We start from the raw sequence: 12,990 nt of genomic DNA on the forward strand, positions 1-12,990 counted from the left end.
AAAATCTTCCTTTGCAATTTTCTCTTCCGAATTTTTCAAAGAAGCTTAAACGCCATCTCAAACATTTCTTTTGAATCGGTTGCGTTTCTTATATAAGTTGGATTATCCGGTTCGTATCTGACATATTTTTCTACTTCTTCAATGAGTGCAAGATAACAAACTGCAAGTTCATATCTGATTTCTGTTTCTTCAGTCAAAAAGATTTTTTCCTGAGCTGTTTCATTATATGCATCAAGCACATACTTTTTTGTTGAAAGAGGTGCTTTTTGTCCCGGTACGAAGGTTATAAAATCAGCAACCGGGTCACCCCAGAATCCGCGTTCAGGATCTATCCAGCAGATTTTTTTTGTCGCAGTATTATAAAGAATATTACTGTCCCAGAAATCAAAGTTTACCATTCTGCAAGGGACTGCGCGGAGAATCTTTTCATGTTTATCTATCAAGCTTACAAACTTCTCTCCATCAGGAGTGTCATAACCAAGGGCTTTACAATCATTTACAAGGTTTAGTGCCATTTTTTTCAAGGCTTCATACCATGAAGGTTCAAGCCCAGTCTGAATGTAGCCGAATCCATCGTTTGATATTCTATGGATTTTTGTAAGCATGGAGATTTTCTGTTTTTGAATATCTTCGTAATCCTTTTCTGTAATCCCCGCTTCCCATATAAGCTTTCCTTCCATCAGCTCCATAATGAAACAGTTGCTTTTAATTATTTGTTTAGAAAAATCTGATACATAAACTTTAGGACAGAGAATGTCTGTTTTTTCATGCATCTGTAAATACCAGAAAACTTCTGATTTCATCATGTTGTTTTCATAAGTAAGAACTTTTGCAGACTCAGGTGGAGCTATCTTTAAGGCGTAGCTATTACCGTTATCACAGATGACTTTGTAAGCCGAATTAAATTCTCCAGCCCCTAAAGCAGTTATATCAATCACATTTCCTATTTTGTGAAATGAAAACAATTCCTTTATCTCTGCTTCTGTAGCATTGTATTTTGTTTTACTGATAATCATAAGATTCTCCTTTTTATAGTTTTATTTTCCATTTTTTAACTTCTCCTAAAACTCAAAATCTATTCATTCTTATAAAATGCCCTTCCTGAATGGCCGCAAAGGTTGCAACCGCGCAAACAGGAATAGCGGTATATTTTAAATCTACAAAACGCACTGTTAGCGATAATACAAAAAGCAGCAGACCTGTTACCTTATTCATGATTGTATGAAGCATTATAAATCGTTTCTGCATAATATAGCCAGAAACAATATTGATGATTCGGATCAGTGCAATAATTCCAATCCAGACATAAAGCCAGACCGGAATGCTTACAACCGGAATCAGTTTGATCAGGCATACAACAACAAATACGATATCGGCGATAGAATCCAGTCGTGCACCAAACTCACTTGCTTTTCCTGTCCTACGCGCAACGGTTCCATCAATCATGTCTGTAATCCCGGCTGCCAGATAAAGTGCATAAAACGCAGGCGAGAAAGTCGGAAAGAAAAGAGTCGCGATGCTGAATAAGATTCTGCTGCCGGTTATGATATTTGCCATATTTATTTTATTTCATCTCTGAGAATCGAAAAATACATGCGGGATTCAAACGAACCGTCTGGCATTTTGAAATAGTCCCGCAGGGTTCCTTCGTATGTCAGACCGCATTTTTCAATAACACTTTTTGATTTTATATTCTTTGGTCTGCAGCAAATCTGAACTTTATGAAGACCTATTGTTTCAAAGCCAAATCGGATAACTGCCTTGCAGGCTTCAGTTGCATAACCTTTTCCCTGATATGCCCTTCCAATGCAGTATTCGATTTCTGCAAATTCGTTTTTGGTATCAACAAGGAAGAAAGCAATCTGACCTATGCACTCCCCGCTTTGTTTTTCAATAACAGCCCATCTGTAATAATTCGCGCGCTCATACCCGGAAATATATTTTTCAAGCAGGGCTTTCACTTCCCCGGAAGTTGAATATACAGGTTCGCCATAATTAAGCTGAACCTCAGGATCCGATGCCCAGTTCTTAAAAACAGATTCCACATCTGAGCTTTCAAATTTTCGTAAAACCAGTCTTCCTGTATTTATTGTTTCAGTAAAAGTTTCTTTCAGCATTTTAATTTCTACTCCCTTTTTAGATTCCTGTAAAAGCTGGATTGCATCTTCTATTTTAAAATTCCGATTTAAAGTGACCTCCATTCATTCCAAAGCCGGTCATAAATATCATTCAATCTGTCTATGATTTGTAAATTCACCTCAACCACTTTATCTTTATATTTTGTTCCTCTTTCTCCCATAAAATCAACGCAATACATTAGTGAATAAAAAAGGAACGCCTTGCGCTGAATGTCATCGGCATCCATTTCATCCAAAATAAAGCTCACGTAATCAGTGTCATATCCCATGTTCAGGAGTGCGACATACGTCAACGCTGCAAAAGTCAACACATCGCCCACTCCAATCCAGTCTACGTCAATAATTCCTGATATATGCCCATCCTTGACCAAAAGATTCTTTGTAGTTACATCATCTAAATACGGCGTTGGTTCAACCTTCTCAAAGTACATCTGCAATATCGGAATTTGACTCTCTACACGAATCACTTTCTCCGTTTCGAAAAAACCATTTTCTTCAATCAATACCTTTGCCCTGTCAAGTATTTCATGAACAAAATCCAGCCATGTCCAATCTTCTACATGTTCTGAAAGCCTAAGAGATACTTCTCTCTGTATGTGAACTATTTCCTTCGCAAGAATCTTTTTATCTTCTTTTGTAAGTTGCTTATATACCGCCCAAAGTTCTTCTCCCTCAATATAAGATAAAACGACGTAATCATATTGTTCAAAACTACCGCAATACAATACCCGAGGCACCGGGATGCCTATTTCCGTGAGTTTCCCCAAAAGACGAACCGTATCGTTGTATGCGTTCTTCTCCGTGCTTAACCTAACGGTGTATTTACTTTCCTTTATTTCAACAATAAATACATAGTTTGCCAAACCAACGGAACAGCGTTTGATCTTCGCCGGCTCATCATGAAAAGTTGCCCGGCAAATATTTATAATTAACTCATCCATAATTCCTTGTCCATCCGAAACTGCATATAAACCGATTGTTAATTTACTTGCATTAGTAAGTAAAATTAAAAGATTATGCTCTTTTCATTACCATTCTGACTATTGAGACAGGAGTGCCAAGAGTCCATTCCTTTTTGCATCCGTCAAATTCAAAACCGTATTTGTGATAAAAATTTATGGCCCGCTCATTCTTTTCGAGCACCCACACAAAAAAGGTATTGTATTCACTAAGCCGGGAAAGAGCTTCATTCATTAATCTATAGCCTACTTTCCGGCCATAGTATTCTGAAAGCACATAGATTGCGTCAACCTCTCCTGCATCCGGTAAATCTTCATCTCTCGATGGACTATAAACCGCAAATCCTACGACTTTATCTCCATCCTTAGCCACAAGGGTATTGTCTGGGAAATTCCTGGCACGTGCTGTTGTAGCCTCTACAGTCATCGTGTCTAGATATCTGTCGCATACTATGCCTCTATAGGATTCCTGCCATGCAGTACAGTGGACGTATCCTCTTCCGCACAACTCCTCATCAGTTTCAGCTGATTTGATAACTATTGAATCGTTTATTTCTTCCATACAATCCTCATTTAAACTTAAATATTCATCTGTCCTCTTTGTCCGTTACTCGTGACATAAATGCTACCGTCTCAACATGAAGTGAGACGATGCAATCGTTTAGTCTATCTTTGCATAATCTTCTCTAAGCATTCCGTAAATATTATAGTCACAATAAACAGAAACCATTTTGCCTTGGCGGATTGTCCCCTCTTTTATGAAACCACACCGCTCAAGAACTTTATTTGAAGCAATATTCCTAACATCAGCATTCCCATTTAAACGCTCAATTTCTGTATTTTCAAATATAAACCGTATTACTTCCTTTAAAGCTTCTGTAGTAATTCCCTTATTCCAATATTCAGGATGAATACGATACCCTATATCTCCTATCCTCAAATTCTGGATATTAAATACTTCAATCATGCCTATCACTTTATTGGTTTCTTTCAATACAATTCCCCAATTAAAATCAAGACAAGGTTTTCTTTTTACCCATGGACGGGCATCAATAAACATAAGTTCAGGATTTCTCTCATTCTTACTTGCTTTTCGACCCCAGTATGTATAAATCTCATCTCTTCCAAGCCACTCTTTTAAATCAGGTACATCCGCTTCGTTAAGCACACGAATAATCAATCTGTCCGTTTCAAGAATTGGTTTATCTATTTCGTAATCTTTTAACATAGTATCTCTATTTTCTATTATACCACGATCCTTTGTTTTTATCCTGTAGAAGTGCACCTATAATTATATTTGTTTGCACAACGTGATAAAATAATGATATAATTATGATAATCTAGTTAACTCATTAAAGAGGTGATATCATGACACAGATTCGACCGGTATCTGACTTAAGAAATAAATTCTCTGAAATTGAAACATTGGTAGCAGAGCGACAGGCTCCTGTATTCCTTACAAAAAATGGTTATGGTTCAATGGTTGTTATGAGCCTTGAAATGTATGACAGACTTACTGATAACATTGAATCAAAACTTGATGAAGCTGATTTACAAGCTAAAACTGATTCAACTCGTTATTCGGCAGAAGAAGTATTCTCCTCTCTTAGAAAGCAGATAAAGGCGAGATAATGGAATATACAATTAAATTCATTCCTTTAGCACGACAAGATTTAACCGATATCGTGAACTATATTCTAAATGAATTTCAGAATCCAATTGCTGCAGAAAACACTCTCAATAAAATTGAGAAAGCAATTTATGAACGACTTGAAGATGGCCCTGAATCATTTGCAATCTGGCCTTCAACTAAAAATCGTGAGCATCCATATCGCCGAATAAATGTTGGAAACTATACTGTCTGGTATGTTGTGATTGATAACGTAATGGAAATCCGAAGAATCCAGCCAGCAAGAAGGAATGAAGAACGATTCTTATAGTATTCTTAATTCTGACTCCCTTTTCCAGATTCCTGCAAAAGCTGGATTGCATCTTCCATTGTGATTATCTTTGCGTAGCGCCTTCCCCACATAAATTCGTTGAAATACTTGTAGGCTGTTTCCTTATCAAAATAGGGATTGTCATAGGTTGAGTTTGTGTAGGCGGGAACATAGATATTGAACCCCCTCTCAAATCCGCTTTTAATTGTGGCATCCATGCAATAGTCTGTTGAAACTCCGATTGTAATAATATCTTTCTCGCCTTTGGAATTCAGATAATATGTCAGCCCCGTCATGGGATGAAAAGCACTGTTTACATTTTTTTCAAATCGCTTCTCGCCAGCTCTTGGAGCAAATTCTTCATACACTTCATAATTATCTGTAAGCTTATCAAGATCGGTTCCAGGTCCGTCATCATGCTGAACATATGCGACTTCAACATTATTTTCTCTCGCAACAGCAATCAACTTTTTGATATTGTTTTTTACCGTTTCGAATGCATACAAACTTTCGTTAAAACATCCCTTCTGTGTATCTACAACTAATAGTAACATTTGGTTCTCCTAAAGTACTTTTTCTCATTTTGCTTTCTTAGTTTTCTTTTCCGGGAGTTCTGCATACATGCCTTCCAGAAGTTCCTGAATCAGACACTTATCATCAAAACTATCAAATACGTGCATCAGAGTTTTTGATTCTTCATACGGGTAACGCAGATCGGAGTCTGCAAGCAGTCTGTCTGAAGTCGGAGTTCTCTTTAAGAAAAGTTCATCACCGCAAATGTCACCTACAAGCTTTCCGTTAAAATATACAAGGTATCCGCCCATCATAGATTTTATGACAATATCACCTGCTTCAGAAAAATAGTCACGAACATATTCATTAAATTCATTCATCCTGGTTGTCCTCCATCAGTATTTTTTTATGCAAATAAATCTTTTCCAATCTCATAAGCCTTTTTCAGATTCGCATCCCAGTTCTTTTCGCGAAGTGGATTTTCTCTGGATGTGCTGTCAAAGACAATAAAGTCTGCCTGCGCAGTCCTGTAATTTGCATCGCGAAGATATTTCTGCTCTGTCATATCTGATTTAAAATCCATTTTGTATAAATCAGAAATAACATACTCATTTCCAGAATCAATAATTCCCTTGATAAATGAGTCGCGCACGTGACTTGTAAAAGATTCCTCAGACGGATGACAGTAAACGATAAATGCTTTCATGATTATTCTTATCGCTCCATATAAAACTCAACCTGCTCTCCAAGCGGGCCGTAGCAGAATGCCATGCGGATTGGGTACACAGGATCAGAAAGAATATCTTTGTTGTTCGGTTCAATAAAAAGGTCGTAGCCGGCAGCCTTCACCTTCGCCGCAATTTCATCAACGTCATCAGTAAGAAGTGCCATATGTCGGATTGCACCAAGACAGTGAGTTCCATCAGCATTTGTAAAGATTTCGAGCAGGCCATTGCCTGTATCAATCATCATACCCTCTGCCCACTCACGTATGATTTTCAAACCAAGAAGCTCAATATAAAATTCGCGGACTTTGGCTAGCTCTTCTGCTGTTCCGCATTTCATTGAAATATGGTGTATGCCTTTTATCATAAAATATCCCTCCCGATTTTTATTTCTTCGCCAGATACAAAACATAAGTATATTTGAAAATAATGCAGTTCCCATGGGCAAGAACATTTGGAGCATTATCGTAATGAAAGCTTCTATGCTGGTATTCGTATTCCGGCTTAAAATACTGATCATATACTTTTTGAATATCATCACACAAAGCTTCATTCGTTGAACGGTACTCTGCTGAAACAAGCATCATTGCAAGAGTGCCGCCTTCTTTGAGCAGGCTGTAGGTTTTTGAAAAAGCAATATCTTCCGGGATCCACTGAATGGTTGCTGCAGAATAAATCATATCATATTTTTCTGAACCAAAATCATGAGTAATAAAATCATCATTTACGATATTAAAGTTCGGACGCTTGCCATATTTTTCATGCATCTTTGCATAAAGGTTTTCACCAAGTTCAATCGCATTATAATCGCAGCCTGTATCCAGAATCGGATCAGTTGCCTGCCCGGTTCCTGGCCCAATCTCAAGAACAGATTTCCCAGGTCCTATTTTTGCATAATCAATTAAAGAATCAAAAAGTTCTTTGCTATAACGGGGACGATACTTATCAAACTCTTCCGGAATTGTATCAAATATTTTTCGGAATTCCATTTAACCCTACTCCCACTTAAAATTCATTTCCTTACAACGACTGCAGGCATCTTCAAAGCCAAGCTTTTTATACAGCGGATATCCCATAGGAGCAGCCTTGAGTTCGAGAAAATCAAGATTCTGAGTTTTGCCAAAATCCATAATCTGCTTGATGACATTGCCAGCAATTCCCTGGCGTCGTTTTTCAGGAACCGTATAGACGTTCATAATATTTCCGGTTCGGCCATGAGGAAATCTCGGATTCGCAGGCCTTTCCTGAATCAGCAAAAAAGCAATTGAAATGATACGATTATCTTCCTCCGCTGCAAAAATATAACAATCGCGGTTCAGATGATTTTTGAGATATTCCTGAAGCTGGGATTGGATTGTCGCTTCTGTTTCTGGTGTCTGAGGTCCAATGTCTTCACGGATAAATTCCATTCGACATCTTATAATTTCATCAAGTTCATTCAAATCAGCCTTTTTGTAATCAATCATTTTTGCCTCTTGTTATATTATAACAGAGATTTCTCACAATACATAATTTTACCGGACAAAAACTCATGCACTCAAAACTTCCCTGCCTTCCTCTTCCTCTATATCAACCTCTACCATAGTAGTAACGACAATCTCATCCATCGGTACTCCAAGAATCTGGGCAAGTACAACTAGGTTATCTATAGTCGTCATGTTTTTACCGGCAAACCAGTTGTATACAGTTTGAACGTATGGAAAGTTTAGGATTAACTGCAGCTGGCGAGGTGAAATCCCCCGCTGTTTCATAAGTGTTTTGATTTTTGCGCCTGTGGCATCCAGGTCTAATACAGGTCTTAAAAATGTAGTTTTCACGTTGATTACTCCTTTTATTTCGGAGCTCCAACGCTTTTAGGAAGGCTTACGCTAAAACTCCGTTTACAAAAATTGACTTACAATTCGACGAATTGTTTTTATGCCAGCATTTATTCTCATGGTATGAATGTTCAGTACAATGACACTCTGTCCACGAATGTTTGCTATGTTTGAGAAGAGTGGAATTGTAATATTTCATAGCGTTCATCTCTGAACCTCCATTAAGAATCAGCCGGCACAAGCCAACTTTTTGCGTCGTTTCAACGCTTTGTGATTTTTTCAATATATCATCATAAACAAATCTTGTCATTAGCGACGCTCTTTAATTTTGCCATATAAAATATTGACAAATCCATGTCTACACATTATCTTATATATACCTACTAGTTTAGTAGGTATATATAAGATTCAGCTTATAGGAGTACTCATGTCTAACTTAAAAATAGAAAATCTTTTTGAAGATGATATTGATATCGATCCAACAGCTTTGCCAGATTACACTACTCTTGATTTTGTAAGCAACGACTCTCATATATATGGTGAAATCATGTGGCCTTCAAGTAATTCAAAAAAGCCACATCCATGTGTAATTATGTTACATGGTTTTCCGGGAACTGCCCGTAATGATGATATTTCTCATGCGCTTTGCCGTATCGGTTGTGTTGTAATTGTTCCACATAACCGGGGTGCCTGGGGAAGTCAGGGAAAATATTTAATTACTAATTGTATTGAAGATGCTAAAAACCTTGCAGAGTATGCACATACTCCAGAATTCGCAGAAAAATATGATGTTGATCCAAATCAGATTTTTCTTCTGGGACACAGCATGGGTGCAAATTCTGCCTTAAATGCAGGAAAGGTTCTGGACTGGATAAAGGGAATCATTATGCTTACTCCATATGATCCAACCCGGTATTTAAATCGTGCAAAAGAAAGTTATTTCCGTTCTCTTCTGGAAGAAGGTAAAATTCTTCAGTCTGATGGAATTGATGCAATTTACGAGGATGTAGTTATCAACAAAAACAGAATCTATCATCCGAATGCTTTTGAACAGGTGAAGGATAAAAATCTTCTTGTGTTTGCAGGAACTTATGATTCAGTTTCTCCTGTCAATGAAATGGTTCTGCCATTATGGAAACTTCTTGAAGTCCATCAGACAAAAGCTATTCAAAAGAAAATTGAATATCCGACAGAACACGGACTTCTCGGCCGGAGAATTTCTGTAATTAAAGAAATTGCAGCTTTTATAGACGCTGTAATTTCATAACTGCGGTAAATTTATTTCACGCCAGAACTTTCTCAAAGAACCACTTATATTCTTTTTCTTTCATTTCAACATAAGCTGAACGGTTATTTTCACCCACTTTCGAAAGAATCTCTTCTTTGATTTTGTTATATTCTTCAACGAGTTCTGGTTCGGCCCGGAGCCTGTTACGAAATTTTAAATGCCGCTGGAGTTCAGCATTGTCTTTTACACACACATAGAGATGTTGTTCTATATCAATAGGAACATTCGTATCATCAAAAGCTTCACGTCCAGGAATTCCGCGGTCCCCTTCATGCTTATAACCAATTGCTTCAAGTTGATTTTTCAAGCGCAAAAATTGAGCTTCATCTTCAACAACAACATCAATGTCGATTATTGGCTTTGCACTCATTCCGGGAATTGATGTACTTCCAACGTGTTCAATTGAAATATATTCTGTTGTGTTATTCTCGAGCAATTCCTTTATCGCACAAAACTGCTCGGGCCATTTTGAATTGTATTTTTCTATTACCATTTTTACCTCCATCCATCCTTTGTTGGCAGATTATAATGAATTAAGCACTTTACAAATTTTTTCCCGAAAATCAGATATACAATCTATATTCTTTTCAAAAGGTATATGAATAAACAAAAGCTTACAAGATAATTTCTGCTCCTTAATAAAATTCAAACCGTTCCAGTAAACAAGATTACAAAAAGAAGTACCTGGATTAGAACTTTCAGAAAAATGAATATTATTTAATTCAAGCAGTTTCTCAAAAGATTCAATTTCAAAATTTGTCTTTATACTTTCTTTTTGATTTTTAGCAAGTAATTCCAGGCACAGCTTATTTTTAATCAGAGGCTTCTGCCCAAAACAAATAATCATTTCTGTGTCTGTGATTTCGTTTTTTAGGATTTCAGAATCTTTAATCTTATTACTTGGTAAATAAATAACCGGAAACGGCATTTCTTTTACGAGAAGATCTGCAGAGGTATTTTTAAATGCCAGCAGTTTTAGTTTTTTCCTGTAATTGTTTTGCATTTTTAGCACCATTTCCTCTCGGGTGATTATTAAAAAATACCTGAACTTTTTTCCCTTCTTTTGTAGCTGTATGAATTATTGGAACAAACTTACTGATTTCATCGTCTGAATATTCATAATCATAGCGGGCACTAGAGTTGTTTCCTGGATCATCTGAATACCAGGCTTCTGCATTTCTTCCATGAAGCCGGATGTAAGCGATCTGCCCTATAAATTGTGATTTCTCCATGAGCTGTCCATCCGATACTTCTGCTGCCGGCAAGTATTTCAGATTTGGCATATCACAAAATGCAACGGATGCCTTTCTCTGAACAAGTCCTTCAAAAACTGAATTACGAATCCATTCTTTATGCCGAAACTCTATTACAACAGGATACCCCTCAAACTCAGCAATCAGTTTTGCAAGATAAATCCTGTTCTCATTCGTATAATGAAAACTCTGTGGAAACTGAAAAAGCACTGCAGAAAGAACCTCTTTTTCACAAAGCGGTTTGATTGCTGCCTTAAAATCCTGTGCTGCATTCTGCCACAACGGAGTCACTTCATGTGTAAGCAGCTGATTAGCCTTAATACTAAACTGAAGTCTCCCATCACTCCTTTCATAAAACGAAAAAAGCCTTTCCGCAGTCGGCATATTATAAAAAGTATTATTCAACTCCAGCGCATTAAACTGAGTTGCATAATAAGCGAGAAAATCAGCCCTTTTTATTTCACCCGGATAAAACACACCCTTCCACTCCGGGTAGTCATATCCGCTGGTTCCGATTAGTGTGGTGGACATGGAAAATTAAAATCCCTTCTTAATCGCCTCTTCCATAACTGATTTCAAGGTAGCTGTAAAGAAGGTCTGGAAATATTTTTTGAAGATTTCTTTATCCATTTCGCCATTATGCTTTATATACCAGATGATTTGACTGCTGAGCAGTTCTGTATAGCTGAAGCCGATATAAGTCTTAAAATCTTCCGTAAATTTTACTGAATTTTCATCACCAAAATACTCGATTGTCGCCCGAACCATTTCATAAAGGTCTTTTTCAAAAATTGTTTTCAACTGAGTTTCGCCCAGAGAATCATAAGCACACTGACATAAAGGTATATTCTGATCGATATAGTCTAAGACAAAATCCATTGCCTGCGGAATTGAAGCATTTGCCTTTTGGAAGGAATCTGCTACCTTTTTTACTTCCTGAGCATACGCAAAATACAACAAATCGTAGTTGCTTTCAAAATGATAATAAAAAGTATTTCGATTGATATTGCATTCGTTCACTATGTCCTGAACCGTAACCTTAGAAAAAGGTCTATCCTTAATCAATTTTTTAAGAGCTTGGGCCATCATCAATTTTGTTTCAGAAGTATTATCGTTCATACCGTCATTATTAGACATTCATGAAAATTTGTCTATTGTCGATTAACTCAGATTTTATTAAATTCCAAACAAACAACTCGTTATTATACATAGGAATAATATAGATGAAGAAGATTTCGTTAAATGCATTACGAGAGAGCAAGCTTTTACGATACGCTATTTTTGCTGCAGTTGCCGTCATTTTTGTTTTATTAACGATTTTAGTAACTCGAAAAAAGCCGGTTGCAGAAAAACCGGATACAGTTCCTGCAGTAGTAATTCAAAAGCCAGAGAACGGAACTCTGCTTGAATCAGTTACAATTTCAGGCTATGTAGAAGCCAATGCCATGATTCCTGTTGTACCTTTTGTTTCTGGTACAATTAAAGAATATCCTGTCCGCGCCGGTGACTTTGTAGAAAAAGATACCCTTCTTGCAAAGATTGACGATGCACCGTTCCGCCAGCAGATGCTTCAGGCACAGGCTGCTTATTTTGCCGCACAGAGCACCTTTGACCGAATCAATAATCTTTATAAATCTGGAGCTACAACCCAGCAGAATTATGATTCAGCTAAAGCTCAGGCAGATGCTTCTAAAGCACAGTATGACCTTGCAAAACTTCAGGTTGATTATACCGAAGTCCGCGCCCCTGTAGACGGCACAATTCTCATTGCAGATCAAGCCGTTGGTGGAATAGGAAATCAGACCCAGCCTGTCGCAGTTCTTGCAGATTTAACAAATCAGGTTGTTCGACTTAAGGTTCCGGAAAAATATTTTGATCTTTTCACCCTCGAACGAGACAACCTTAAAGTAATAGTTACCCGCCCTGCAGAAAAAAATATGTATGAAGATGCAGTAACTACTGCCACAATCGAAAATATCGCTCCTTATGTTTCACCACAGAGCAAAAACTTTATTGTTGTCTGCCACCTTGATGAGCCTGGAGACCGTTTCCGCCCAGGTATGTTTGTAAAAGTTCAGGTAGCTTATAAAACTTACGAAAATGTTCCGCTTATCAGCTTAAAAGCGCGAAAAATGGACGGATCTTTCTATATATTTGATGAAAATACTTCAACAGTAAAATATGTTGAAGGACAGGATTTTCCTGTTGATGAAAACAATTTCATAGTTCCAGAAGAATACCGCAATTCATATATAGTAATGGATGGTCAGAATTTTGTTTTTGATGGCCAGAAGGTCCGTGTTTTTGAAGAAGCTCTGAATGAAGCAAAAAGCACAGACAGGACAGGAGAATAATAA

21 protein-coding genes are annotated in these 12,990 nt (G+C 37.3%); 4 read left to right on the forward strand and 17 right to left on the reverse strand.

The genetic code is table 11. The features are described from left to right. Window positions 1–35: 35 nt before the first annotated feature. From BMY21_RS05855 to BMY21_RS05880, 6 genes are all read right to left on the reverse strand, one after another. Entirely contained in the window at window positions 36–1,016 is a 981-nt protein-coding gene (locus BMY21_RS05855; protein ID WP_074641738.1) for a phosphotransferase family protein, read from the reverse strand. A gap of 52 nt (window positions 1,017–1,068) precedes the next feature. Beyond that, window positions 1,069–1,557: a CDP-alcohol phosphatidyltransferase family protein gene (locus BMY21_RS05860; RefSeq protein WP_074641740.1), complete on the reverse strand. Its 489-nt coding sequence runs from the start codon at window positions 1,555–1,557 to the stop codon at window positions 1,069–1,071. Window positions 1,558–1,559: 2 nt separating this feature from the next. Further along, a complete protein-coding gene (locus tag BMY21_RS05865; RefSeq protein ID WP_074641976.1) occupies window positions 1,560–2,117 on the reverse strand; it encodes a GNAT family N-acetyltransferase in 558 nt (185 codons plus the stop codon). Between the two features lie 68 nt (window positions 2,118–2,185). Further along, window positions 2,186–3,079 carry a phosphotransferase gene (locus BMY21_RS05870; protein WP_074641742.1) on the reverse strand — a complete coding sequence of 298 codons (894 nt, stop codon included), beginning with the start codon at window positions 3,077–3,079 and terminating at the stop codon, window positions 2,186–2,188. A gap of 73 nt (window positions 3,080–3,152) precedes the next feature. Beyond that, window positions 3,153–3,659 carry a GNAT family N-acetyltransferase gene (locus BMY21_RS05875; RefSeq protein ID WP_074641744.1) on the reverse strand — a complete coding sequence of 169 codons (507 nt, stop codon included), beginning with the start codon at window positions 3,657–3,659 and terminating at the stop codon, window positions 3,153–3,155. 99 nt (window positions 3,660–3,758) lie between these two features. Continuing rightward, window positions 3,759–4,325: a GNAT family N-acetyltransferase gene (locus BMY21_RS05880; protein WP_074641746.1), complete on the reverse strand. Its 567-nt coding sequence runs from the start codon at window positions 4,323–4,325 to the stop codon at window positions 3,759–3,761. A 140-nt stretch (window positions 4,326–4,465) separates the two neighbouring features. Here BMY21_RS05880 and BMY21_RS05885 point away from each other — a divergent pair, with 140 nt between their 5' ends. Continuing rightward, window positions 4,466–4,729: a type II toxin-antitoxin system Phd/YefM family antitoxin gene (locus BMY21_RS05885; RefSeq protein WP_074641748.1), complete on the forward strand. Its 264-nt coding sequence runs from the start codon at window positions 4,466–4,468 to the stop codon at window positions 4,727–4,729. Next, on the forward strand, window positions 4,729–5,037 hold the full coding sequence (locus BMY21_RS05890) for a type II toxin-antitoxin system RelE/ParE family toxin (protein ID WP_074641750.1): 309 nt from the start codon (window positions 4,729–4,731) through the stop codon (window positions 5,035–5,037). The genes BMY21_RS05885 and BMY21_RS05890 overlap by 1 nt, the downstream gene beginning before the upstream one ends. Before the next feature lie 5 nt (window positions 5,038–5,042). On the opposite strand, the gene BMY21_RS05895 is transcribed toward BMY21_RS05890, so the two are convergent. The 7 genes from BMY21_RS05895 to BMY21_RS05925 form a co-directional block, all read right to left on the reverse strand. Beyond that, window positions 5,043–5,591, reverse strand: a complete 549-nt coding sequence (locus tag BMY21_RS05895) for an isochorismatase family protein (RefSeq protein WP_074641752.1) — start codon at window positions 5,589–5,591, stop codon at window positions 5,043–5,045. Between the two features lie 24 nt (window positions 5,592–5,615). Then, window positions 5,616–5,930 carry a TfoX/Sxy family protein gene (locus BMY21_RS05900; RefSeq protein WP_074641754.1) on the reverse strand — a complete coding sequence of 105 codons (315 nt, stop codon included), beginning with the start codon at window positions 5,928–5,930 and terminating at the stop codon, window positions 5,616–5,618. Window positions 5,931–5,956: 26 nt separating this feature from the next. Continuing rightward, entirely contained in the window at window positions 5,957–6,256 is a 300-nt protein-coding gene (locus tag BMY21_RS05905) for an NAD(P)H-dependent oxidoreductase (RefSeq protein WP_074641758.1), read from the reverse strand. A gap of 8 nt (window positions 6,257–6,264) precedes the next feature. Continuing rightward, a complete protein-coding gene (locus tag BMY21_RS05910) occupies window positions 6,265–6,642 on the reverse strand; it encodes a VOC family protein (protein WP_074641760.1) in 378 nt (125 codons plus the stop codon). 19 nt (window positions 6,643–6,661) lie between these two features. Beyond that, entirely contained in the window at window positions 6,662–7,264 is a 603-nt protein-coding gene (locus tag BMY21_RS05915; protein WP_074641762.1) for a class I SAM-dependent methyltransferase, read from the reverse strand. A gap of 6 nt (window positions 7,265–7,270) precedes the next feature. After that, window positions 7,271–7,741, reverse strand: coding sequence for a GNAT family N-acetyltransferase (locus BMY21_RS05920; RefSeq protein WP_074641764.1), 471 nt, complete (start codon window positions 7,739–7,741; stop codon window positions 7,271–7,273). Between the two features lie 63 nt (window positions 7,742–7,804). Continuing rightward, on the reverse strand, window positions 7,805–8,092 hold the full coding sequence (locus BMY21_RS05925; RefSeq protein ID WP_143064169.1) for a helix-turn-helix domain-containing protein: 288 nt from the start codon (window positions 8,090–8,092) through the stop codon (window positions 7,805–7,807). A gap of 427 nt (window positions 8,093–8,519) precedes the next feature. On the opposite strand from BMY21_RS05925, the gene BMY21_RS05930 reads away from it, so the two are divergent. After that, a complete protein-coding gene (locus BMY21_RS05930; protein ID WP_074641766.1) occupies window positions 8,520–9,359 on the forward strand; it encodes an alpha/beta hydrolase family protein in 840 nt (279 codons plus the stop codon). A gap of 16 nt (window positions 9,360–9,375) precedes the next feature. Here the strand turns inward: BMY21_RS05930 and BMY21_RS05935 are convergent, their stop codons facing one another. From BMY21_RS05935 to BMY21_RS05950, 4 genes are read right to left on the reverse strand one after another with little or no spacing between them, the layout of a single operon-like run. Beyond that, window positions 9,376–9,873, reverse strand: a complete 498-nt coding sequence (locus BMY21_RS05935; protein WP_218141031.1) for a GrpB family protein — start codon at window positions 9,871–9,873, stop codon at window positions 9,376–9,378. Between the two features lie 30 nt (window positions 9,874–9,903). Further along, window positions 9,904–10,383: a C15 family peptidase gene (locus BMY21_RS05940; protein WP_074641770.1), complete on the reverse strand. Its 480-nt coding sequence runs from the start codon at window positions 10,381–10,383 to the stop codon at window positions 9,904–9,906. After that, window positions 10,340–11,164 carry a DUF72 domain-containing protein gene (locus tag BMY21_RS05945; RefSeq protein WP_074641772.1) on the reverse strand — a complete coding sequence of 275 codons (825 nt, stop codon included), beginning with the start codon at window positions 11,162–11,164 and terminating at the stop codon, window positions 10,340–10,342. Before BMY21_RS05945 ends, BMY21_RS05940 begins: the two co-directional genes overlap by 44 nt. 6 nt (window positions 11,165–11,170) lie before the next feature. Continuing rightward, window positions 11,171–11,752 (reverse strand): TetR family transcriptional regulator, encoded by a 582-nt coding sequence (locus tag BMY21_RS05950; protein WP_177177720.1) that lies wholly within the window; start codon window positions 11,750–11,752, stop codon window positions 11,171–11,173. Window positions 11,753–11,856: 104 nt separating this feature from the next. Here BMY21_RS05950 and BMY21_RS05955 point away from each other — a divergent pair, with 104 nt between their 5' ends. Beyond that, window positions 11,857–12,987 (forward strand): efflux RND transporter periplasmic adaptor subunit, encoded by a 1,131-nt coding sequence (locus tag BMY21_RS05955; protein ID WP_074641776.1) that lies wholly within the window; start codon window positions 11,857–11,859, stop codon window positions 12,985–12,987. Window positions 12,988–12,990 lie beyond the last annotated feature (3 nt).

The organism is Treponema bryantii, from assembly GCF_900111035.1.
Taxonomy (GTDB): Bacteria; Spirochaetota; Spirochaetia; order Treponematales; family Treponemataceae; genus Treponema_D; species Treponema_D bryantii_C.

Coding starts and splice junctions, on each gene's coding strand:
- BMY21_RS05900 (WP_074641754.1), bottom strand. CDS start 5,930: ATGAATGAATTTAATGAATATGTTCGTGACTATTTTTCTGAAGCAGGT.
- BMY21_RS05875 (WP_074641744.1), bottom strand. CDS start 3,659: ATGGAAGAAATAAACGATTCAATAGTTATCAAATCAGCTGAAACTGAT.
- BMY21_RS05895 (WP_074641752.1), bottom strand. CDS start 5,591: ATGTTACTATTAGTTGTAGATACACAGAAGGGATGTTTTAACGAAAGT.
- BMY21_RS05910 (WP_074641760.1), bottom strand. CDS start 6,642: ATGATAAAAGGCATACACCATATTTCAATGAAATGCGGAACAGCAGAA.
- BMY21_RS05905 (WP_074641758.1), bottom strand. CDS start 6,256: ATGAAAGCATTTATCGTTTACTGTCATCCGTCTGAGGAATCTTTTACA.
- BMY21_RS05940 (WP_074641770.1), bottom strand. CDS start 10,383: ATGCAAAACAATTACAGGAAAAAACTAAAACTGCTGGCATTTAAAAAT.
- BMY21_RS05885 (WP_074641748.1), top strand. CDS start 4,466: ATGACACAGATTCGACCGGTATCTGACTTAAGAAATAAATTCTCTGAA.
- BMY21_RS05955 (WP_074641776.1), top strand. CDS start 11,857: ATGAAGAAGATTTCGTTAAATGCATTACGAGAGAGCAAGCTTTTACGA.
- BMY21_RS05880 (WP_074641746.1), bottom strand. CDS start 4,325: ATGTTAAAAGATTACGAAATAGATAAACCAATTCTTGAAACGGACAGA.
- BMY21_RS05890 (WP_074641750.1), top strand. CDS start 4,729: ATGGAATATACAATTAAATTCATTCCTTTAGCACGACAAGATTTAACC.
- BMY21_RS05920 (WP_074641764.1), bottom strand. CDS start 7,741: ATGATTGATTACAAAAAGGCTGATTTGAATGAACTTGATGAAATTATA.
- BMY21_RS05930 (WP_074641766.1), top strand. CDS start 8,520: ATGTCTAACTTAAAAATAGAAAATCTTTTTGAAGATGATATTGATATC.
- BMY21_RS05935 (WP_218141031.1), bottom strand. CDS start 9,873: ATGGTAATAGAAAAATACAATTCAAAATGGCCCGAGCAGTTTTGTGCG.
- BMY21_RS05865 (WP_074641976.1), bottom strand. CDS start 2,117: ATGCTGAAAGAAACTTTTACTGAAACAATAAATACAGGAAGACTGGTT.
- BMY21_RS05855 (WP_074641738.1), bottom strand. CDS start 1,016: ATGATTATCAGTAAAACAAAATACAATGCTACAGAAGCAGAGATAAAG.
- BMY21_RS05870 (WP_074641742.1), bottom strand. CDS start 3,079: ATGGATGAGTTAATTATAAATATTTGCCGGGCAACTTTTCATGATGAG.
- BMY21_RS05950 (WP_177177720.1), bottom strand. CDS start 11,752: ATGAACGATAATACTTCTGAAACAAAATTGATGATGGCCCAAGCTCTT.
- BMY21_RS05860 (WP_074641740.1), bottom strand. CDS start 1,557: ATGGCAAATATCATAACCGGCAGCAGAATCTTATTCAGCATCGCGACT.
- BMY21_RS05915 (WP_074641762.1), bottom strand. CDS start 7,264: ATGGAATTCCGAAAAATATTTGATACAATTCCGGAAGAGTTTGATAAG.
- BMY21_RS05945 (WP_074641772.1), bottom strand. CDS start 11,164: ATGTCCACCACACTAATCGGAACCAGCGGATATGACTACCCGGAGTGG.